The 20,836-nt window shown below is 59.0% G+C and carries 18 protein-coding genes and 1 pseudogene; 9 read left to right on the top strand and 10 right to left on the bottom strand.

Annotated elements, in window-relative coordinates:
* The first annotated feature begins 20 nt into the window (after positions 1-20).
* From NBG89_RS22970 to NBG89_RS22955, 4 genes are all read left to right on the top strand, one after another.
* Entirely contained in the window at positions 21-680 is a 660-nt protein-coding gene (locus NBG89_RS22970; protein ID WP_431324525.1) for a TetR/AcrR family transcriptional regulator, read from the top strand.
* 428 nt (positions 681-1,108) lie between these two features.
* Positions 1,109-1,465, top strand: a complete 357-nt coding sequence (locus tag NBG89_RS22965; RefSeq protein WP_431324387.1) for an ArsR/SmtB family transcription factor — start codon at positions 1,109-1,111, stop codon at positions 1,463-1,465.
* A 228-nt stretch (positions 1,466-1,693) separates the two neighbouring features.
* Entirely contained in the window at positions 1,694-3,874 is a 2,181-nt protein-coding gene (locus tag NBG89_RS22960; RefSeq protein ID WP_431324386.1) for a DUF1217 domain-containing protein, read from the top strand.
* Between the two features lie 40 nt (positions 3,875-3,914).
* Positions 3,915-4,205: a hypothetical protein gene (locus tag NBG89_RS22955; RefSeq protein ID WP_431324385.1), complete on the top strand. Its 291-nt coding sequence runs from the start codon at positions 3,915-3,917 to the stop codon at positions 4,203-4,205.
* A 36-nt stretch (positions 4,206-4,241) separates the two neighbouring features.
* Here NBG89_RS22955 and NBG89_RS22950 read toward each other — a convergent pair whose 3' ends face one another.
* The 4 genes from NBG89_RS22950 to NBG89_RS22935 all read right to left on the bottom strand — a co-directional run bounded on the left by NBG89_RS22950 (position 4,242) and on the right by NBG89_RS22935 (position 7,247).
* Positions 4,242-4,538, bottom strand: a complete 297-nt coding sequence (locus NBG89_RS22950) for a hypothetical protein (protein WP_431324384.1) — start codon at positions 4,536-4,538, stop codon at positions 4,242-4,244.
* A gap of 150 nt (positions 4,539-4,688) precedes the next feature.
* Positions 4,689-5,747 carry a DUF5666 domain-containing protein gene (locus NBG89_RS22945; protein WP_431324383.1) on the bottom strand — a complete coding sequence of 353 codons (1,059 nt, stop codon included), beginning with the start codon at positions 5,745-5,747 and terminating at the stop codon, positions 4,689-4,691.
* Positions 5,744-6,592 carry a DUF6502 family protein gene (locus tag NBG89_RS22940; protein ID WP_431324382.1) on the bottom strand — a complete coding sequence of 283 codons (849 nt, stop codon included), beginning with the start codon at positions 6,590-6,592 and terminating at the stop codon, positions 5,744-5,746. Before NBG89_RS22940 ends, NBG89_RS22945 begins: the two co-directional genes overlap by 4 nt.
* A gap of 100 nt (positions 6,593-6,692) precedes the next feature.
* Positions 6,693-7,247, bottom strand: coding sequence for a TetR/AcrR family transcriptional regulator (locus NBG89_RS22935; RefSeq protein ID WP_431324381.1), 555 nt, complete (start codon positions 7,245-7,247; stop codon positions 6,693-6,695).
* A 545-nt stretch (positions 7,248-7,792) separates the two neighbouring features.
* Here NBG89_RS22935 and NBG89_RS22930 point away from each other — a divergent pair.
* Positions 7,793-9,088, top strand: coding sequence for a flagellar hook protein FlgE (locus tag NBG89_RS22930; protein WP_431324380.1), 1,296 nt, complete (start codon positions 7,793-7,795; stop codon positions 9,086-9,088).
* Positions 9,089-9,110: 22 nt separating this feature from the next.
* A pseudogene (flgK, locus tag NBG89_RS22925) lies at positions 9,111-9,380 on the top strand (flagellar hook-associated protein FlgK); the annotation flags it as partial.
* Between the two features lie 52 nt (positions 9,381-9,432).
* Here flgK and kduD read toward each other — a convergent pair.
* The 3 genes from kduD to kduI are packed head-to-tail and all read right to left on the bottom strand — an operon-like array spanning position 9,433 to position 11,383.
* Positions 9,433-10,185, bottom strand: coding sequence for a 2-dehydro-3-deoxy-D-gluconate 5-dehydrogenase KduD (kduD, locus tag NBG89_RS22920; protein WP_431324379.1), 753 nt, complete (start codon positions 10,183-10,185; stop codon positions 9,433-9,435).
* Between the two features lie 7 nt (positions 10,186-10,192).
* Complete coding sequence (locus NBG89_RS22915) at positions 10,193-10,531, bottom strand: cupin domain-containing protein (protein WP_431324524.1); 339 nt, start codon at positions 10,529-10,531, stop codon at positions 10,193-10,195.
* A 9-nt stretch (positions 10,532-10,540) separates the two neighbouring features.
* Entirely contained in the window at positions 10,541-11,383 is an 843-nt protein-coding gene (gene kduI / locus NBG89_RS22910) for a 5-dehydro-4-deoxy-D-glucuronate isomerase (RefSeq protein ID WP_431324523.1), read from the bottom strand.
* Positions 11,384-11,613: 230 nt separating this feature from the next.
* Here kduI and NBG89_RS22905 point away from each other — a divergent pair, with 230 nt between their 5' ends.
* Entirely contained in the window at positions 11,614-12,393 is a 780-nt protein-coding gene (locus NBG89_RS22905) for a FadR/GntR family transcriptional regulator (protein ID WP_431324378.1), read from the top strand.
* 68 nt (positions 12,394-12,461) lie between these two features.
* Here the strand turns inward: NBG89_RS22905 and NBG89_RS22900 are convergent, their stop codons facing one another.
* Genes NBG89_RS22900 through NBG89_RS22890 form a run of 3 tightly spaced genes read right to left on the bottom strand, consistent with a single transcriptional unit; the run spans position 12,462 to position 17,011 of the window.
* Positions 12,462-13,898 (bottom strand): family 16 glycosylhydrolase, encoded by a 1,437-nt coding sequence (locus NBG89_RS22900; protein ID WP_431324377.1) that lies wholly within the window; start codon positions 13,896-13,898, stop codon positions 12,462-12,464.
* A 57-nt stretch (positions 13,899-13,955) separates the two neighbouring features.
* Positions 13,956-15,263 (bottom strand): HlyD family type I secretion periplasmic adaptor subunit, encoded by a 1,308-nt coding sequence (locus NBG89_RS22895; RefSeq protein WP_431324376.1) that lies wholly within the window; start codon positions 15,261-15,263, stop codon positions 13,956-13,958.
* Positions 15,260-17,011 carry a type I secretion system permease/ATPase gene (locus tag NBG89_RS22890; protein WP_431324375.1) on the bottom strand — a complete coding sequence of 584 codons (1,752 nt, stop codon included), beginning with the start codon at positions 17,009-17,011 and terminating at the stop codon, positions 15,260-15,262. Before NBG89_RS22890 ends, NBG89_RS22895 begins: the two co-directional genes overlap by 4 nt.
* A 1,208-nt stretch (positions 17,012-18,219) precedes the next feature.
* Here NBG89_RS22890 and NBG89_RS22885 point away from each other — a divergent pair.
* Together NBG89_RS22885 and NBG89_RS22880 are read left to right on the top strand one after the other, a co-directional pair.
* Complete coding sequence (locus NBG89_RS22885; protein ID WP_431324374.1) at positions 18,220-19,185, top strand: sugar-binding protein; 966 nt, start codon at positions 18,220-18,222, stop codon at positions 19,183-19,185.
* 73 nt (positions 19,186-19,258) lie between these two features.
* Positions 19,259-20,800, top strand: coding sequence for a sugar ABC transporter ATP-binding protein (locus tag NBG89_RS22880; RefSeq protein ID WP_431324373.1), 1,542 nt, complete (start codon positions 19,259-19,261; stop codon positions 20,798-20,800).
* Positions 20,801-20,836 lie beyond the last annotated feature (36 nt).

Below are 20,836 nucleotides of genomic sequence, written 5' to 3'. Positions count from 1 at the left end.
TCTGTAGGCCGGTGATTTATATGGATGATTCAGGCAATTTCCCTGCAATTGGACAACTGGCTCGACCCCGGGGTCGACCGAAGGTCTCCAGCGATGAAGACAAGAGGACCCTCATCGTCGAGGAGGCACGCAAGGTTTTTGTGGAGCATGGTTACGCCGGCACGACGACGGCACTGGTCGCGCGTCGTTGCAACATCTCCAAGCAGACGCTGTACAAGCTCTTTACCAGCAAGGAAGAGCTCTTTGCCGCGATCGTTGTGGCCCATCGTAGAATGATGTTGGCGCTCCCCCGCCCGCAGGAGGAAGACCTGCCAATCGCCGAAGCGCTTCATCAGATCTTCATGATCGACATCGGGGATGCGGAAGACGAGGAGCGCGCTGCATTCATCCATCTCGTGATGCGCGAGTTTGGACAATTTCCCGAGCTGCGCGATGTCCTTCACGAGGAAGGAATGATCCGGTCAAGGCAAATGCTGGCGCAGTGGCTCGCCGAACAGGAAGCGCGCGGCAAACTGAAAATAGCCGATCACGAAAGCGGCGCGCGCATGCTGATGGACATGATCTTTGGAGGCATGGGGCCGCCGGAGGGACAGGCACAGGCCTGGCCCGACCGCAACGCACGCAAGGCCCATTTGGAACGATGCATAAGCATATTTGCGCGCGGCGCCGCTGCGCGGTGATTCGGTATTAGCTTAAGTGCCGCCAACAATTGCCGCCGCGGTTTCCACAAATACAGAACCAATTCGTACTAAAAATTATTCCTTTTTCGTCGCAAAGCCATAAAATTCAGTCTTTTCAATCTGAAAGGCAGCTATTTTAACGATCTGTTTAATCCTATGGAGGATCGTCTCGCCAAGGCCTTTCAATCCGGTGAACATGATGTCCACTCTTCTTATTCGGCATGATCAGCGACTTGTCGCGATCTTGAACTTGCAGCAGGCGCGACGATCTGGTCGCTGCCCCAGCCCATATCCCGGCCCGGCGTTGCGTTCAGGGCCAATCGTGCGGCCGAACTAGTCCGCACGGAAGCTTGCATCCCCAACCGTCCATTCAACGCTGCAGGGTTTGCGCATGCAGCGAGGGCATCTTTTTCCTTCTTGAGGCACTCATGACCCGCCATTCTGGGAATCCGAATATCAAATCAATGGCCGAGCACCTGTCTGTACTCGGAAATGCGAACCGTCTGGCCATACTCGACCATCTCGCCTCCGGCGAGCTTCACGTCAGCGCGCTTTCCAAGATGCTGAACCTTGGTCAGTCGGCATTATCCCAGCATCTCGCCATCATGAGAGCCTGCCAGTTCGTCACACCACGGCGGGTATCACAGGCAATATTCTATTCGGTTCGCAAGGACCCCATCCTGCTCACGCTCGAGCGCACGCGTGACCTATTGCTTCGCCAATCTGGCGATTACGCTGACGAAGGGCATGCCGACGCAGCCTTCGAAGACAACGCAATGCTATGATAAGAAATGCTGGCGATCCGTCAGGGAATCATTTATAGAACCAATGGGTTCTGTAATGAATTACAGGCTGTGCGCCTTGATGACGATCGTGTCTTTCTGGCGCCTGCTCGGCCAATGCAGCGGCCACCCAAGCATTGAGCATACGGCAGGTGAACATGAAGCCCCGGCAACGCCTTGCGGCGGCAGCCGCGCCGGCTTTTGCGTTGGCCTGCTCTGTCCGGGGGGGTCATGGTTTCTACCTATCTCAACTATCTTAGCGTCACGAACAATCTGAGCAAGACGCTTTCGGCGGTAGCCTCGAAAGGTGCGGTTGCGAACGAGACCGCCTACTACAAGGAAAACATCGGCAAGGTGACCACCGTCGATGAATTCATGGATAACTACCGCCTCTATTCCTATGCAATGAAGGCTTATGGTCTCGAAGACATGACCTATGCCAAGGCCTTCATGAAAAAGGTCCTTGAAAGCGACCTTAGCGACTCATCGAGCTTCGCAAACACCTTGAGCGATAGCCGCTATACGCAATTTGCTGCGGCATTCAAATTCGTCGGCGAGGACGCGACTGCCCAGACCGATGTGCAACAGACTTCCCTTCTTGACGACTACGAGAGTTCGTTCGACGAGGAGACGGAAGCGACCGCCACGGAAACCGACTATTATGACAGCACGATCGACGAGGTGACCTCCGTCGATGAGCTTCTCGGCAGCAGCCGGCTTCGCAACTACGTGCTGAAGGCGTTCGGCCTTAGCACCGACTACACCTCCACCAGCTTCCTGCGCAATGTTTTGACCAGCGACGTCGACGATCCCGATAGCTTCGTCAACCAATTGGACGATGACGTGTACGTCAATCTCGCCAAGGCGTTCAATTTCGACACCGACGGTACGGCAGGCGATCCGGTGCAGAGCGATGACCAGAAGTCTCAGGTCGAAAGCATGTATGCGATTTCCGTATCGACCTTCGCATCGAGTTCGGTCGGCGACGCCTATACCACCTACTTTGAAGACACGATCGGCAACATCACGTCCGTCGCCGACTTGATGGCCGACGACAAGCTCGTCGCGTACCTGCGCACCGCTTATGGTGTGAGCGATTCGGATCCCGACAACTACATCTCGGCGGCATTGAAGAGTTCGTCGCTTGCGACGGCCATTGGGCTCAGCGATCTGCATGATGCGTTCAATTTCGATTCCGACGGTGAACTGGCAGACGGAACGACAGCCCAAACCAGCGATCAGACCTCAGAGACAACGGCTGCCTTCTCGGAAAATTACGTCACCAGTATCGACAGCTGGATTGATGGTTCGGTTGACAACTACAAGAGCCGCATCGCGGACGTCACCAGCATCGACGACTTCCTGACGTCGAACGCCGATGATGATGACGACGACAACGACGATGACGCCGAATTGTGGCAGATGGCGCTACGCGCCTTTGGAATCGACTCGTCCGAAGTCACAAAGACCCAGTTCCGAAAAATACTGGAAAGCGATCTGGACGATCCGAGCAATTACGTGAACCAGCTCAATGATGACAGGTTCACGGCGCTGCGCGCTTCATTCAATTTCGATTCCGACGGCAACACCGAGGTTCCGCACCTCGCCATGTCGCAATCGGTCATCGACGACTTCGTTGCCGACTACAAGGAAAACAAGATCCGATACCTCACCGGCACGGAAGCGACGGACGCCTCGGACGCTGCTGACACCGAGATGACCTATTTCAACACGCAGATGGCAACATTGAAGACGGCCTCTGACGTGTTGGCGGACGACCGTCTCGTGAATCTGATCCTGGTAGCAAAGGGCATCGATCCTGATGATGTGACGGACGACGAGTTGGAAAAGATGTTCGCATCCGATCCGGACGACCCCGACAGCTACGTCAATAGCCTGTCTGACAATCGGTTCGCGGAGATCGTTGCCTCGTTCAACTTTGACACGGACGGGAACCTGTCCTCCGACCCGGAAGGGACTGTCCAGCAGCGTGGCGACGTGCTTGAGACCGTGAACAACTATATCCGGCAAACGCTGGAGAGCGATCAGGGAGACAGCAATACCGGCGTGCGCCTGGCCCTTTATTTCGAGCGCAAGGCGCCGACGATTTCCAGCGCCTACGACATCCTCGGCGACGACGCGCTGTTTGAGTTCTTCACGACGACCTTCGGCCTTTCGAGCTACGTCTCGAACATGGATGTCGACAAGCAGGCCGACATGATCACGAATTTCATCGACATCGATGACCTGGGCGATCCCGACAAGGTCCAAGATCTGATCAAGCGCTTTACCGCGATGTACGACATGAGCAACGGGACCACGACCTCGAGCGCGGCAACCATCCTCAGCGGCAGCGCCACGTCGATCAGCGCGGACACGCTGCTTGCTGTTGCTCAACTCAAGAGTTCTTAAGAGGCAGCGCATGATGTCCAATCGGAACCTGGATTTGGTGATGACGCAAGAAGAGGACCTGGAAGGCGCGGTTCGGCTTGCCTCCGATCTCATCGATCTCTTGCCGTTCTCAGGTCAAAAGTCTCACCCGCTGCAAAAGCGCGCATGGCCTCGCACCGGTGTGTTTGACGCGCAGGGCGACGAGATTGTCGGAATTCCGCCCGAGGTCGAACGTCTATGCGAAGCGATCGTTACATGTTTGGTCGCAGATATCTGCTTCGATATGCAGACGCTGTCGGCCGCTATCGCCCCACTGCTGAAGGGCGATTGCGCAAGCGCCCGGCTTCATTGATGAAAGTGACAGGCGAAGTGGCTTTGCCTGCCAAAGTCAGTCTGCCTGCGACAGTGCCCTTGCCAACTGGGCCTGTATCGCCATCAGACCGGTCAGAAAGTCGACATCATCCTGGCTGAGGCGGCGACTTTTGGTCGCTTCCCAAAGATCGGCAATCTGGAGCGCGATGCTATTGGCCCGACGGAACAGCTCAAAAATTTCATTGTGGTTTTCCCAGGTCACGACGACTTGAGAGACCTCGGCGTGGATTGACGGAAATTCACAGGAAAAGGCCGGCCGCGCCGCGTCGCGTCGCTGCGACGAAATGGCAGTGAAATGCAACACGTCGTCCAAGGACAGGTCTCCTTTTCTCCGGGCCACGCAACTTGCTGTCTGCTTGTTGGTCGTAGATAAATGGGAAAAAATCCCATTTGTCAAGAAGTCAGCAGTTTGCCGACGCCAGCGTCAATGCCGACAGGACGGTGACGTGAGAGATGTTGGCGGTCAGTCAGGCGGTGGACCTGGTGGTGGCCCAGGAGGATCGCCCATTTGCGACGGCGCCCCCTGGGGCGGGGGCCCGCCCGCTCGGTCAGGCATCGAACGTCCCGTCCCCGGTTGTCCCGGTGGTGGGCCGCCCGGTCTGTCCGGATCGAACCGGGGAGGTCCGTCGGGCCGACCAGGTCCACGTGAATGAGGCTCGAAAACGCCACCCGAAATCGGCACATCGAGGAATGCGCGCCCATTGTCTGATAAAGCGCCTGCACCCCTTTCGCCCACATGGATCCCGAGCCCTGCCCGCATGCCAGAACCGTTGCGCTCGACAAAGGTCTCGACATTGACGCTACCAGCGGTCAGGCCCGGCACAACCTCTTCTGCGTCAACACGTTCTGGTCGCCACTCTCCGCTGATTATGGAGAACCCCACGACGACACGCCGTCCAATCAATTGAGTTGAACGTCGCCCGATCGGAAATCCGGCAACGCGAACCTGTCCGTTCTGACGCTCCGCAACACCCCTCAGTAGCGGAGCGGCAAACCGCTTACGCTTTTCGATCCGGCTCGCGACAATGGTGCCGTCCGGCTTTCGAATTCCAAAGACCGCGACGACCTGTCCTGGCTTCAGACGTGGCAGGGGCAGCGCCTCGCTCAAATCGATCCGCTGCGCAAGGACGGTCATCTGCCGCTTGTTGATCGCTGACACAGGCCCAACGACCTCACTGGTGATGTGGATCGCCTGAGCATTCGGTCCACCAAGCAGCACGCGAACGACGTGGCCGACGCGCATCTCGTTCGGATCGACGCGCCGACCGTCGATAAAGACCGGGACGTTGCGCGCATATGGAATACGCCGGCCATTGACGATGATGCTGCCGAAGCCCTGGATGGTGCCAACGATACCGGTCCCGCCGATGCCATGATCATCACCACCGACGATGGATTGACCGGTTCCTCCGATACCATGATCGTGAGGCCTAGGCTTTTCGGCGGCGTTGGCCGCCTGCGTGATCGGCAGGCAAGCAACCCCCAGCAAGAATTGACGTCGCAACAGGATCGACGGCTTCATTCGTCGACCTCGCCTGCGACCGGGCCGACCGGGCTATCTTGCGCTTGCATGACATAAACACCGGCGATCCAGCGCCGATCTCCGCCGGGATCGCCCTCGATCGCCTGATTGGCGAGCCGATTGAGCCGGAGAAGCATCGCCATGGCTTCTTCTCGGCTTGCCTTGTCCAGACGTTCGGCGAGCGCTTCGGAAATGTTGTTGTAGTGGACGGCCCGCTCGAAAAACGGGGGCGCGTCGGCAAGGATGTTCTCCACGGCTGCGGCGGCATGGTCGTGAAGATTGCGCGTAAAATAGTGCCGCTGCGCTTCCGCATCTGTGTTGGAAATGAGCGAGGCGGCGCTGAGGTGGACGCGATCCTCTTCATCGATGATTGCAAGTCCGCGATCGACCCATTCATCCAGGACAGCTCTTGGATGGACATCCTTCGTAACAGCCGCAACGAGACGCTCGAAGGAAAACTCTCCGTCGGACGAAACGCGCGGCAGCGCCTTGGCAATACCCGCCTCGTCGCAAGCGCGCGAATCAGCAAGCCAGCGAGCGATGATCCGGCTCGTTCGCGAGGCCGGCGCGGGCAAGGGTTCGACCGTCATTTCGCTTGTTCGAAGACGGCTGACGTCCTTGCGGTGGATGCCGGTCAGTAAGGATATGCGGCTGTCGGTTTGCTTCTTGTCCTTGAGAGCAAAGTCTTCTTCTGCAACGTCAATGAAGAGGCGCCGCATCAGGGCAGAAAATGCCACAAAGTTCAGGCCGCTCGCCAGGCACAGCCGCACGATCGGCCTGAGGACCCGCAGGAGGGTGCGCTGAAGCGCCGCTTCTGAAAAGGGAGCCCTGGGTCGCTGCTTCACTCTCTGACCGCTCTTTGCATGCGTTGCAGCCCTCGACGATCAGCGGGCCAAAGCCTCCTGAACGCTCACAAAGGGGTTTAGTACCTATACGTACCGAAAATCAAGGGACCGCGCCCCTCAGGAAGACCTTAATGCACAGCCCAAGATGTTCCCGCTTCCTTTCGGGACTGCTCCATCCGTCAGGTGGGTACATTCCCCCAAACATCATGTCCATCAACAGGCGCGCAGCACTTGGCGGATCGTCAAGGTAAAGCAGGCCTTTTTCGACCTGCGCACCTAGCCAGTCGGCAAGATCATGCCTGGCGAGAAAAATCGCGTCTCTGCTTGCTTGCGCCAATTCCGGAGCAAGAGACGAGTCCCTGATGATCGTCCGGACAAATGTGGCCCGATCATCCTCAAGATCATCACCCTGCTCGGTCTTGAATATCCTGGCGATCGTCTCCTCGATCGACGCTTGCTCATCCATCGGTCTTGGTAGCGCCAGGAGTGTCTGTTCTGAGACTTTGGCTGCAGCAACAAACAGCTCCTGCTTGCTGGGAAACAAGCGGTACAGGGTCTGCTTCGATATCTGACAGCGCGTGGCGACCACATCTGTGGTTGTGCCTGCATAGCCAAGTTCAGCAAATGTCTGCCGCGCAATTTCTATGACCTGCATGCGGCGCGTTGCATCATCGGAACTCGGAGGACGACCCCGGGGCCGTTTTTCTTCCTGTCGTTCAAGTTTCTGTTCGGGCACGTTCACAAGCTCAGTCAATCCGGGCGGATACATTGGCACAAAGTGATTGGCGCGGGATGCGGCAGCTCGTCGCCCAGGCATAGCGCACAGCTTACAGATCACAGTCTTGCGAGCAGCGTCAACCACTTACAGCTAAATAAGCAAACGCCGCCAGAGCTTTCCACGGCTTTGCGCTGTCGCTCGATCGAACCAGAGCTCACGAGCCTGGCTAGAGCAAATCATTGATGATTTCTAGGGTTGAAGAAGTTAGCGCCATGTTTACGGTACCCTTAAGTTCTGTAATGATTCACCGCTGCACATTCCGACACGGGCAGATCCAGCGGTGCGTGCGGATGATCCGCAGCGAACTCGCCTAGTCCTCATCGCGCCTTGGGCCATCACACACGGCACACGTTTGCCGTGCGGCCTTGCGCGCGCCCTGCGGACGGCATGTCCCCTTGACGTCTCACGAAAGGAAAAATGCCATGAGCATCTTCGGCAGCATGAAGACCGCGGTATCGGGAATGACGGCCCAGGCGAACCGCTTGAGCACGGTTGCGGATAACATAGCCAACGCCAATACGGCGGGCTATAAATCGGTGTCGACGTCCTTCTCGTCGCTCGTTCTCCCCTCTACATCCGGCAACTACAATTCTGGCGGCGTACAGACGTCGGTGCGTCAGGCCGTCGCCGAACAGGGCGACATCTCCTACACGACCTCCGCTTACGATCTTGCGATTTCCGGTGACGGCTTCTTCATCGTCACCGGTGCGGACGGAACACCTGTGCTGACACGTGCCGGAGATTTCTCTGTCGATTCGAGTGGCAATCTCGTCAACAGTGCAGGTTACACGCTGATGGGCTACTCCTATGACTCGGGCGCGCCGGCGGTCGTCGTCAACGGCTTCGATGGCCTTGTGCCGGTCAACGTATCCCAGTCCGCTCTCAGCGCGATCGCTTCGACCTCGGCCTCTTTCAGCGGCAACCTGGATTCAAGCGCCGAAGTCGTGTCGGACACGACCACGCTACCGAGCGCCAATGACGCGACGACCATCACCGACGATACCAAGAAGATGTCGCTTGTCGCCTACGACAGCCTCGGCAATACGGTGCAATACGACTATTACTTCACCAAGACCGCTGAAACGACAGACGCAAATGGGGCCATCACCGGCACCACCTGGGAAGTTGCCGTTTACCGCAACGCGGACGCCACCACCGGTGGCACGACGTCCTTCCCCTACTCCTCGAGCGCCGTCAGCGTCGCCAGCCTCAGCTTTGATGCTGACGGCCAGCTGACCTCGGCAACCAATACCGACATTGTCGATCCGGTGACCGCCAAGACGATTACGATGGACTATTCCGGCTTTACCCAGCTCTCGTCGGACTTCGCCGCAACGGGCACCGCCGACGGTCAGGCGGCAAGCACGGTCAGCTCCGTCAGCATCGGCACGGATGGCGTCGTCACGGTCGCCTATTCGAACGGAACGACAAAACCGCTTTATCAGATCCCGCTTGCAACCGTTGCCAGCCCTGACAATCTCACATTGCTGAGTGGCAACGTTTATAGCGCCAATGGCGCGTCGGGGGTGACGGTCACCGGCTTCCCGCAATCGAATGGCCTTGGCTCCATCCAATCCGGTGCTCTGGAAAGCTCGAATGTCGATCTCGCCGGGGAATTGACCGAAATGATCGAATCCCAGCGCTCCTACACGGCCAATTCAAAGGTGTTCCAGACCGGTTCCGATATCATGGACGTCCTCGTCAACCTGAAACGATAAGGGCGAGCCGCCATGTCACTGTCTGCTTAGCAACACGACGAAAGGCATATTCAGCACGACGAGCTATCAAAGCAGCATCGTTTCAACGAATATCGCCAACTCGAGCAATACCGACTACGTTCGACGAGAGGCCTCGGTTACCACCTCGCTCAATGGCGCGCAGGTGGTAACCGTCTCGCGCGCGCAGGAAGATCAACTGCTGAAACAATATCTGCCCGCAAGCGCGACCGACAGTGGCCGACAGACCTTGCTCGACGGACTGCAAGAGTTGAAATCGATACTTGGGGCCAACGGTTGAAGAGAGCTTCATGCCCGTTGGAGCCGTGAGCGTGAACGGCGAACGGTTACCGCGCCAGCCATCCGCCATCGACGGGCAGGACGATGCCGTGGACATAGTCGGAGGCCCGTGATGCCAGAAAGACCGCTGAGCCGCCGAGTTGCTCAGGATCACCCCAATGGCCGGCCGGGATGCGGGCAAGGATGGCGGCATTGCGGTCCGGATCCTCTCGCAAGGCCGCAGTATTGTTGGTCACGAAATAGCCCGGCGCAATGGCATTGACGTTGATGCCCCTGGCCGCCCACTCGCAGGCCAAAAGACGCGTCAATCCGGCAAGTCCACTCTTCGAGGCCGTATAGGAGGGAATGCGGATGCCGCCCTGGAAGGACAATAGCGAGGCGATGTTGATAATCTTGCCGCCACCTCGTTCCAGCATATGCCGGGCAGCAGCCTGCGACAGAAAGAAGACGCTCTTCAGGTTGATGTCGATGACCGCATCCCAATCGGCCTCGGTGAAGTCGATGGCGTCGGCGCGGCGGATAATGCCGGCATTGTTGACCAGGATGTCGAGCTTCCCGAAGGTCGCCACCGTTTCGTCGACGATGGCCTTTACCGGCTCGATCGAGCCGAGATCGGCCCTGATGGCGTGAAAGCCTGCACCGGTCTTGCGAACCGCAACCTCGGTTTCGTCCATCGCCGAGCGGCCGACGGCAACGATCGAAGCACCGGCTGCAGCCAGCGCGACAGCGATCGCCTGGCCAAGGCCGGTATTGGCACCGGTGACCACTGCCACCTTACCGGAAAGGTCGAACATCGTCATCTGAGCTTCACCTCAGGAATTCGGCGCGATGCGGTGTGAAGGTATCGATCAGCCGGCCCTTTTCCAGCGCCTTGACCCCATGCACGAGGTTGGGAGGAACGATGAAGCTTCCACCCTGATCAAGGATTTCGGTGCGGCCATCGATCGTCACCTCGAAACGGCCTTCGGCCACATAGCTTGCCTGAATATGCGGATGCGAATGCTGTGCCCCGACGGCATCCTTTTCGAAGGCGACCTCCACCATCATCATCTCTGGCAGATAGGTCATGACGCGGCGGGTAACACCCGGTTCCGGATTGACCCACTTGACGCCCTTAGCCGATACGAACAGATCACTCGCTGTCATCATCTATCCTCACTTCAGATCTTCGATGGCGACGAGATCGACGTCGGTGTAGTCGACATTGTCGCCGGCCATTGCCCAGATGAAGGCGTAGCTCGACGTGCCGGCCCCGGAATGGATCGACCAGCCAGGCGACAGGATGGCCTCCTCGTTCTTGACGATGAGGTGGCGCGTCTCGTCAGGCTCGCCCATCAGATGCAGGACGCGGGCCTTTTCCGGCAGATCGAAGTAGAGATAGGCCTCCATGCGTCGGTCATGCACATGGCAGGGCATGGTGTTCCAGACCGACCCCGCCGCAAGCGTCGTCATGCCGACGACGAGCTGACAGGTTCTGGCGCCCTCTGGATGGATGAACTGGAAGATCGAGCGTTCGTTGCTGGTTGCCTGCGAGCCCAGATCGACCCGCTTGGCAGCGGCGATGCCGATGTGTTTGTGAGGGTGGCGGACATGGGCCGGAGCGCTCAGCAGGTAGAACTTTGCCGGCTGCTCGGCGGCAAGCGACTGGAACGTCACCGAACTCCCCATGCCGGCATAGACCATGTCCCGGGTGTCGGCCCGCAACGCCTCGCCGTCGACGGTAACGATACCCGCACCGCCAATATTGACTGCGATCAGCTCGCGCCGGGCAAGTAGCGCGTCGGTGCCGGCCGGCTTGATCGTTTCCAGTGCCAGTGGAGCAGAAGTCGGCATCGCGCCACCGACAATCATCCGGTCGTAGTTGGTGTAGTGCAGCTGAATGCGCCCTGGCACGAAGAGCGGCGGCAACAGGAAATTCTCGCGCAACTCGGCTGTGCTGAACCTTGCCGCCGTCTTCGGGTCGATCGCGAAGCGGCTGGTAAAATCGGTGTGGTCCATCATGCCCTCCCGGAACCCTCGGTTAAATTCATCATACATATTGATCACAACTTGGCAACCGATCGCTCAAACTGCATCCGAAACGAGATTGGCACCCCATCGATGCGTACCTATTGATTATATTTTATATTTTCGCGACAGGCCTTTTATGTGACAATTTTTGTATGATGACTTTCGGAGAAGTTGTCTTGATCGGTCGATCGGGGTATACTGCGGCATCATTCACGAACATGACGACGCCCTTGAACACCGCACCCCCTCCGGTCGACTTTAGTCCATCCCGAAGACAGAAGCTTTCCGAGCGAATTGCCGGTTCGCTTCGCCAGGATTTTCTCTCGGGCCAGATCGCCCTTGGCCAGAAGTTGCCGACAGAAAGCCAGCTTGCCTTGACTTTCGATGTCAGCAGAACCGTCATTCGCGAAGCAATCGCCGCGCTTGTGGCCGATGGATTGCTGGAGACCAGACAGGGTGCCGGCATCTTCGTGGTCGGCCATCAGCCGTTAGGCCCAATCTTGAGGCCGGACAGATCAAGCAACATATCGCACGCGTTAAACGTGCTGGAAGTTCGCATCGCGCTTGAGGCTGAAAGTGCGGCGCTGGCTGCAGCCCGCAGAAATGCGTCGCAGGAAGCGCAGATCCAGGAGAGCTTTTTCGAATTCGATCGCCTCCTTCAGCTTGGCAAGCCGACGGGCCAGGCTGACTTCGCCTTCCACCGGTCGATTGCCGAGGCGACCAACAATCCTTTCTACGTCGAGGTTCTCGACGCGCTCGGCGAGCGAACCATTCCGTGCGACGTCAATTCGCCCCACGCCACCGACGATGTACTCTCGTTTGGCTATCAGGCCGGATTGCAGAGAGAGCATCTCGCAATATTGAACGCAATTTCTGCAGGCGACGCTACGGGTGCGCGCGATGCCATGCGCGCTCATCTGTCGGCAAGCCAGGAGCGATATCGCGAACGCCTGCGTGATCGGCGAACGCGATATCAAAGCGTTGTCGACGCGACCTGACAGACCGCCGCGCTCGAACGGTCCCAGTCAACTTGCCTGATCGTGATCAGACGGCCGGGAACGGTCCATCAAATATGCCAATCAGTGCCTGCACCGGCCTCGGCGGTCGCCTGCACCGGACTGTCAGCAAGCGCATAGGCCCTGATGTAGTCGATGTGCATTTCCGAACCGTTCACCAGGCCGTTCGACGGCGTTCCCGCAGACCCGCCGACAGCGAGGTTGACCAGCATGTACATGGGATCGTGCATGTCCGCTGGCGTGTCCGTTTGCGCAACGGCGACATCGTCGAAGTACCAGGTGATGTGATCCTCGTCCCAGAGGACACCATAGTTGTGGAACCCTTCCGTGCTCGCCACCTTGACAGGAAAGGACGTCATCGTATGCGCGCCGCTGTGGTCGCTGTGGACCGTGACATTGACGGTGTTCGGGTCCTGTCCGCGCATCTCGACGACATCAAGTTCTGGCGGCCAGGACCCATCCTCCGGGAGGAGCCAGAAAGCCGGCCAGACACCCTGCTCGGTCGGCATATCGGCGCGAATTTCGAAGTAGCCATAGGTCTGGGCAAAGGATGAATGTGTGTTCAAAAGACCGGATGTGTAGTCATAGCCGTCGATCTGCGATTGGATCGCCTGCGAGGCCGGCTCTGCCGAGATCGTCAGTACGCCGTTGCTGACCGAGAACGGATTTGCCGCTGCGGTCGGCGCGTAGGACGGATTGATGTACCACTGAAGCTCGCCATTGCCCGTCAATGAGCTGCCGCGTTCCGGCGCCCACCAGAATTTCGCATCCCATGTCCCTTGATCGCCGCTGCGCAAGGACAGGCTATTGAACTCGTCGTCGAAGGTCAGCGCCAGATTGGAACGGTCGAGCGTCAATTGAAATTGGCTGGCATGCAGATCCGATGCCTGGGTATTGGCGAAAACGAGGTTCTCGCCACCACCGAGATCCAGCCGCAAATTGGCGCCCTCTTGAGTGGTATGAGCCAGAACCTGTTCAAACGACGAAAACCCGTAGCTGTTCAGCCGCACGGTATCGTCACTGCTGAAATCGACGATGAGATCGCTCCCGTGGCCCCTCGTGACGATGAAGGTATCCGCCCCGCCTCCGCCGATCAGCACGTCGTTGCCGGCGCCGCCGTCGATCGTCTGGCTTCCCGAAGCTCCGGAGATGATGTTGTCCAGCGCGTTACCGAAAGCATAGCGCCCGTTGCCTGTCACGGTCAGGTTCTCGAAATTCTCAGGCAAGGTATAGCTCATCCAGGTGTTGATCGTATCGACCCCTGCGCCGGGTTCTTCGACCGCACGGTTGATGCTGGAATAGAGATAGTAGATGTCATCGCCTGTTCCTCCGTGCATCGTCACGTTGACAGAACTGTCACCCCATATGGAATCGTTACCCGACGTGCCGTTGAGCACGGGGCCTGAACCGGTCGCGGAGAACCATGCGGTTGAGGCGCCACTGTAAAACAGCGGCTGGCCGACGGCGTTTTGTATTGACTTTGCCATTATCAACTCCTTCAGGTTTTGATGCGTCTCGAGGTCTTCCTCCTCCTGTGGCTGTCGCTACTCCTCCCGAAATGCACGGGCCAACTGGTCCGTGAACGGCTTTGCGAGATAGCCGAGCGCGGTGCGCTCGCCCGTCTCGATGAAGGCTTCGACCGGCATTCCGGCAACCGGCGCCAGCGCGCCAAGTCTTTGCCATTCGCTCTTAGGCACCGCCACGCGAAGCGTGTAGTAGGATTGACCGGAACGTGTGTCCGTCGTCAGGTCAGCGGAGATGGATGCAACGCGCCCCTGCAGTTCGGGCGTGGTCCGATAGCTGAAGGCGGTAAACCGCAGGCTGACTTGCTTGCCGACGGCGACCTGGTCGACGTCCTGCGGCGACAGCTTCAGTTCGGGTGTGAGCAAGTCATGATCGGGGACGATCTGCATAATGGCTTCAGCGGGCGCGACCACTGCGCCCGATGCATGGACGGCGAGCTGATGGACGATCCCGTCCTGCGGTGCCCTGATGTCGACGTGCCGCAACTCGTCCTCCATCGCAACGCGCCGTTCCTGATATTCGCCACTGTCGCCCTCGGCCTGTCTGAGCTGCTCGGACACCTCGCTGCTGTTATCGTCACCTACCTGGATGATCTGCAGCTCCGTTTCGGCGATCTTTCCCTTGATTTCGGCCGTGGAGGCAACGAGACTGCCAAGCTCTCCGGTCAAATCGGCCGCATCGCGTTGCAGCGAATAGACCCGTGTCGCCGGGATGACGCCCTCTCGAAGCAGCGGCTCCAGACTTGCAAGTTCCTTGTTGATGATGGCGATCGCGCGGCGCTTGCCCTCCTGCTGGGCTGTCAGGCCTTCTGCCTGCTCATCAAGCTGGTGAACCCGCTCGCGCAGTTGCGCCGTCTTTCCCCTCAGCGATGCGCGACGGTCATTAAACAGCCGCTGCTCGGCACTCACGAGGGCTGCAGCCTGCGTCGCATCGGTGGCGCTTACCACAGCCGGAAACAGGATGGCATCACGGCCGTCGCGCTCTGCCGAAAGCCTTGCGGATCGCGCCGCGAGCTCCCTTATCCGCCGCGATATGATCGCCAGATTCGCCTTCGCCTGGGTGTCGTCGAGATGGACGAGGATCTGGCCAGCCCTGACGCGATCACCATTGCTGACGAAGACCTGCCCAACCGTGCCACCCTTCTGATGCTTCACCGGCTTGACGTAGCTGTCGACGACCAGCGTGCCCTGTGCAATTACCGCGCCGTTGATGCGGATCGCCGAGGCAAGTCCGCCAAGCACGCCGACAAGGAGGATCCCGGTGGCAACGGCAAGCAGAGTGAGGCGGCGGATCGCCTTTTCGGTCGATGTTGCGGCAGCTCTGATCATGACGACGCCCCCTCGCCCGCGCGCAACAGTCGGACGAAGGAACCAGTGGCGGCCACTGGCTTTGGTCCCGTCTTGAGAACATCGCCCTTTGGACCGAATGCTTTGGCGCGACCACCCTCGAGAACCAGCACCTTGTCGACGACAGAAAGTGCGCTCGGCCGGTGGGCGATGATCAACACCACCCCTTGACGCGAGCGAACACTTTCGATCGCCTGTGCGAGTGCCAGCTCACCTTGAACATCGAGATTGGAATTCGGTTCGTCGAGCACGACGAGGAACGGATCGCCATAGAGTGCCCTTGCCAACCCGATACGCTGCCGCTGGCCGGCCGATAGCGCCGCGCCCTGCGCGCCGATCAGTGTGTCGAAACCATCGGAAAAGCCGACGATCATGTCATAGACGCCTGCTGCCCGGGCAGCTGCAATGACCAACTGCGAAGACGCTTGTGGATCAAAGCGGGCGATGTTGTCGGCGATCGTCCCCTCGAACAACGATACGTCCTGTGGCAGATAACCGATGTGGCGCCCGAGGGCTGCCGGCGTCCATTGCGAAAGCGACGCTTTGTCCAGCCTGATATCGCCGCCAAAGGCCGACCATAGCCCGACGACACCGCGCGCCAGCGAAGACTTGCCCGATGCACTCGCACCGATGATGCCAACGGCTTCACCCGCTTTGACCTCGAACGACACGCCGCGAATGATCGGGATTTTCGAGCCTGGAGCTCCAAGGTGAAGGTTCTCCACTGTCAGCGATTGCCGAGGTGCGGGCAGCGCGACGTCACGCGGCCTCTCCTCAGAGAGGTGGACCTCGCGCTCGAGCCTGGACCAGGCCTGACGCGCAGCAGCAAAACCTCGCCAATGTGCGATGGCAAGCTCGATCGGGGCGAGCGCGCGGCTCACGAGAATGGAACTTGCAATCATGATGCCGCCGGTTGCTTCCTGGCGAATGACCAGTATGGCGCCCACCGCCAGCACGGCCGACTGCAGCAACATGCGCGCGGAGCGCGACAGCGTTGAAAGCGAGTTGACGACAGCGGCAGTGCGCAAGTGACTGTCGAGGTGGCGCAGGTTGACCTCAGCCCAACGTGTCGAAAGCGCTGTAGCAAAGCCCATTCCGACCACCGCTTCGGAATTGCGCCTTGCAGTTTCGGCAAATGCCATTCGCTCAGCCAGGATCGTGACCGTCTCCCTCGTCGGTTGGCGCGACTTGAGCTCGGCAAGCAGCGCCAGGCCCGTCAGGATCAAGGCGCCAGCTGCGGCCGTGGCGCCAATCCAGTGATGAAACAGCAAGCAGAGGCCAAGATAGAACGGCATCCACGGCAGATCGAACAACGCTCCCGGACCCGGACCGGACAGAAATCCCCGAACGGTATCGACATCGCGGATCGTCTGCAGACCATCTCCCTGTGACGGCTTGCGCGATGCTGACAGCGCGACCGAGAGAAAGGCGCGCCCTGAGAACCGCTCGTCGACTGCCCGTCCGATCTGTCCCAAAAGCAGGGATCGCGTCAGATCAAGCAGCCACTGGAAGGCAAAGAGGGCCACAACGATGACGATCAAACCGACAAGCGTCGGCAGGCTGCGGCTCGGAATGACCCGATCATAGACCTGCAGCATGAAGAACGAACCGGTGAGCGCCAGGACGTTGACGAGGCAGCTGGTCACGCCAAGTCCCAGAGCGCCGACACGCAACGACGAGAAGAGGCCAAAGAGAGGTCGAGGCTGTGAAAGGGGGCCGGTTTCAGACAAATGGGCTCCTTGGGGTCATGTCTCGGACGCACCGTTGCCGAAGCGCTGGTGATCCACAAAAATCGAGATCATTTGCCTAGACTGAGCCAAAAGGGATCGGATGACGACCGCAAACAGCGGCTTCTGTTCCACTTTGCGCTAAACCGCCAAACCAGGCGTTAAGCGCAAAGTGAGGTACCAGTCACGTCGTTAATCAACTGTCTTCTTCCGAGTGAAGGAATGTGATTGCCGCCCGATCGGTCAGTAGTTGGTGGCACACTTCAGGACGTGAATAAAATTACGGTTGCATTTGCGCTTGGATATGCGTTTCAAACCGAGGTTTCGAGGCCTCGCAAGTTTCGCCGGGAGCAATCTCGCTCAAATGATCTGCGCGATGCAGCGTCGGCGAGCAACAAACGTCAACAGGCAAGCGATTGAACAGGTCAAGCAGCATTGAACCAAGTATCGCGCTGTATCGCGAAGCCTTCGCTTAGCGATTGTTGGCCGCGGCACCGACATGCGGTCGAGACCTTTGCTTCGGTATCCGGCCCCTCGCCAGGTTCCACCACGCCGGCTCTGCGAAAAGTGATCCTCGCTTCGACGCAAAGGCTCTTGTTGCCAAGCATGCCGAAAGGCTGGTCGAGAGCGTTTCGCCTTGCTGACGCTCCACGGGCTGCTGGGTGATCTGCTCGGCGATTTCGCGCGATATTGGGTGTGATCATGAAGCCCGCTTGCGCCCACTGTTAACGACGTTGAAGAATCGTTACTCGACTCGTCCCTCACGCCAGTAGTTCAATTCGAAAACAGGGGTGGGAGGTCAGGTCGATGAGATACGAACGGGATGAGGCTCGGGCTTATGCCATCAAGATAGTCTCGGTACTTTTGGCATCAGCCGTGACGGCCGGGGTTCCAACCTGGATTGTCGCCAGAGCCATGGGGTTTTGACAGACGGCAATGCCGAACTTGAAGCCTTGCCAGCAAGGCGGGAACCGGCTAGGCCGCAATCCGCCACAGCCCCGCTCTCAACTCGACCTGCTGGCCGGGCCAGCAAGCTTGCTCCTGCGGCTTCCCACTAATATTACTATTTACTAATTAAGATTCTTGTATACCGTCGAAGGGCGATCGGCAGCCGTGCCAGACGTCGCCTCGCGACGGGCCCTTGGGGGCGCATTTGGCCGGCCGCAAGCCGCGAACGGGCCCTCGCAATTGCGGCCTTCGGGAGGTGTATTATGAAACAAATGAAACGTAAAAATGCAGCCCTGTTCTTCGCCGGGTTGATGCTGAGTGTGGCACCTGTGGCTGCATCCCACGCTGCCGACAAGCCGACGCTCGCATTCGTCGTCAACGGAGCGTCCGACTTCTGGAAAGCCGCCGAGGCGGGGGTGAAGAAGGCGCAGGGCGAAATGCCGGACTACACCATGGAGCTGAAGTATCCTGAGCAGGCGGCCGTCGCCATTCAGCAGCGCCTCATGGAAGATCTCGTCAGCGCCGGCGTCAAGGGGATTATGGTTTCCGCCGTCGATCCCAAGACCCAGACGGACGGCCTGAACAAGATCGGCTCGCAGACGGCTCTCTTCACCACAGACAGCGACGCGCCGAAGACCAACCGCGTCGCCTACATCGGTTCTTCGAACATCGATGCCGGCAAGCAGGCCGCCGAAATCGCCAAGAAGGCGATGCCGGACGGCGGCAAGTGCATGGGCTTCGTCGGTTTGCTGGGTGCCGATAACGCTCGCGAACGCATCGAAGGCATGAAGGAAGGGCTCAAGGGGACCAAGATCGAGCTTGTGGATGTTCGCGGGGACGACATCGACCAGACCCGTGCCAAGAAGAACGTTGAGGATGCGCTGGTAGCCAGCCCCGATCTGACCTGCATGGTAGGCTTCTATTCATACAACACGCCGCGCATCTATGAGGCGCTGCGCGACGCAGGCAAGCTCGGCCAGATCACCGTCGTCGGTTTTGATGACGACCCGATTACGCTCGGTGGCGTCAAGGAAGGCACGATCGCCGCGACCGTCGTACAGCAGCCGTTCGAATGGGCCTATCAGGGAATGAAACTGATGGCAGCCTACCTCAAGGGGGACAAGTCCGGCGTTCCCGCCAACGGCTTGATCATTATCCCCACGGTAATCATCGGCAAGGATGACGTTGACAAGTATGCTGCCAACCTGAAGGCCATGGCTGGAAAATAACCCGCCTTCGCGGCAGCGGCCCTCGCCGTTGCCGCCGATCACGTCGACACTTACGAGCAGTCATGGCCGGGCGATGAATCACAACTGCGACATCCCTTCACCGGACGTGCCCTCAACGCCGTTCCTTTCGCTTTCCGGAGTTGGCAAGACCTATCCAGGCGTCGTTGCGCTCGAGGGTCTGTCAATGGACATCGTGCCGGGCGAGGTCATCGGCCTTGTCGGTGAAAACGGGGCCGGAAAATCGACGCTGATGAAGATTCTCGGCGGCGTGATTGCCCCCGATCGGGGCACGATCCTGCTCGACGGGACAGAGCATCGTTTCCTCACCGTGGAATCGAGCATTTCGTCCGGCATCGCCTTCGTGCATCAGGAACTCAATCTCTTTGAGAATCTCGACGTCGCCGCCAATATCTTCCTGGGGCGGGAACCACTGAAGGCGGGACCTTTTCGGCTCGTCGATCGCGATCGACTAAGAGACATGGCGAAGCCGCTTCTGAAGCGCGTGGGCGCGCATTTTTCCGCCGACACACCTGTGGCGTCACTCTCGCTTGCCGAGCAGCAGATGGTGGAAATTGCCAAGGCGCTATCCATCAACGCAAGGCTGGTAATCTTCGACGAACCAACGTCCAGCCTTCCGTTGGCGGAAACCGAGCGGCTGCTCAGCATCATCAAGTTGCTGAAGGCCGATGGCATCAGTGTCATTTTCATCTCGCATCGCCTCCACGAGGTTGAACGCGTCGGTGACCGGGTCGTCGTACTGCGCGACGGTGCGCTTGTCGGCACGCTCGCCAAGAAGGACATCCGTCACGATCAGATGGTCAAGCTGATGATCGGCCGGGAGCTTGCGGCCCGTACCGCAAAGCCGCAGCGCTCGCCGGGCTCAGTTGCGCTGAAAGCACGTGGCGTGCGCACCGCGGCCTATCCCGGCCGCCCCGTTGATCTTGAAATACGGTATGGAGAAATCCTCGGGCTTGCGGGACTCGTCGGGTCGGGCCGCACCGAGCTCGCAAGGGTACTCTTCGGCATAGACCGCAGTTACGGCGGAGCTATTGTGCAGGACCGACAGGAAATCGTGCTTCGTTCCGCGCGGGACGCCGTTGCTCGCGGCATTTTCCTGGTCCCGGAGGATCGCAAGCGTAACGGCATACTTCTTGATTTCCCGATCGCCCAGAACATAACCCTTGCCGACCTCCCCACGCTCGCCAGCCGCTTCATGCTTTCCGCCGAGCGGGAGATGGCGGCGGCCGAAAAGCAGCGCGTTCGCCTCGGCATCAAGGCCCCCTCCGTTTCAGCCCGCACCGGCACTCTGTCGGGCGGTAACCAGCAGAAAGTTGTGCTTGCCAAATGGCTGTCGATGAGCCCGAAGGTGATGATTTTCGACGAGCCGACGCGCGGTATCGATATCGGCGCGAAGAACGAGATCTACGGCCTTATGCGGGCGCTCGCCGATGCCGGAGTTGCGATCCTGATGATCTCCAGCGACATGGAGGAGGTGATCGGCGTTTCTGACCGCATTGCCGTCATGCATGAGGGCCAGATCGCCGGCATTCTCGATGAGGACGAGTTCAGTCAGGAAAGCGTCCTTTTGCTTGCTGTCGGCAAAAGCGTAAAATAGCAGCTGCGGCAATATAATCAGGTCTCGGGAATGGAT

Origin of the sequence: Rhizobium sp. YTU87027 (genome assembly GCF_050644135.1) — a bacterium.
Classification (GTDB): domain Bacteria; phylum Pseudomonadota; class Alphaproteobacteria; order Rhizobiales; family Rhizobiaceae; genus Rhizobium.
The sequence above is the reverse complement of the archived record's forward strand: the minus strand, read 5'-3'. Positions and strand labels throughout refer to the sequence as shown.

Coding starts and splice junctions, on each gene's coding strand:
- NBG89_RS22895 (WP_431324376.1), bottom strand. CDS start 15,263: ATGATCAGAGCTGCCGCAACATCGACCGAAAAGGCGATCCGCCGCCTC.
- kduD (WP_431324379.1), bottom strand. CDS start 10,185: ATGACGATGTTCGACCTTTCCGGTAAGGTGGCAGTGGTCACCGGTGCC.
- NBG89_RS22900 (WP_431324377.1), bottom strand. CDS start 13,898: ATGGCAAAGTCAATACAAAACGCCGTCGGCCAGCCGCTGTTTTACAGT.
- NBG89_RS22915 (WP_431324524.1), bottom strand. CDS start 10,531: ATGACAGCGAGTGATCTGTTCGTATCGGCTAAGGGCGTCAAGTGGGTC.
- NBG89_RS22930 (WP_431324380.1), top strand. CDS start 7,793: ATGAGCATCTTCGGCAGCATGAAGACCGCGGTATCGGGAATGACGGCC.
- NBG89_RS22945 (WP_431324383.1), bottom strand. CDS start 5,747: ATGAAGCCGTCGATCCTGTTGCGACGTCAATTCTTGCTGGGGGTTGCT.
- NBG89_RS22905 (WP_431324378.1), top strand. CDS start 11,614: ATGACGACGCCCTTGAACACCGCACCCCCTCCGGTCGACTTTAGTCCA.
- NBG89_RS22885 (WP_431324374.1), top strand. CDS start 18,220: ATGAAACAAATGAAACGTAAAAATGCAGCCCTGTTCTTCGCCGGGTTG.
- NBG89_RS22960 (WP_431324386.1), top strand. CDS start 1,694: ATGGTTTCTACCTATCTCAACTATCTTAGCGTCACGAACAATCTGAGC.
- NBG89_RS22970 (WP_431324525.1), top strand. CDS start 21: ATGGATGATTCAGGCAATTTCCCTGCAATTGGACAACTGGCTCGACCC.
- NBG89_RS22955 (WP_431324385.1), top strand. CDS start 3,915: ATGACGCAAGAAGAGGACCTGGAAGGCGCGGTTCGGCTTGCCTCCGAT.
- NBG89_RS22880 (WP_431324373.1), top strand. CDS start 19,259: ATGAATCACAACTGCGACATCCCTTCACCGGACGTGCCCTCAACGCCG.
- kduI (WP_431324523.1), bottom strand. CDS start 11,383: ATGGACCACACCGATTTTACCAGCCGCTTCGCGATCGACCCGAAGACG.
- NBG89_RS22935 (WP_431324381.1), bottom strand. CDS start 7,247: ATGCAGGTCATAGAAATTGCGCGGCAGACATTTGCTGAACTTGGCTAT.
- NBG89_RS22965 (WP_431324387.1), top strand. CDS start 1,109: ATGACCCGCCATTCTGGGAATCCGAATATCAAATCAATGGCCGAGCAC.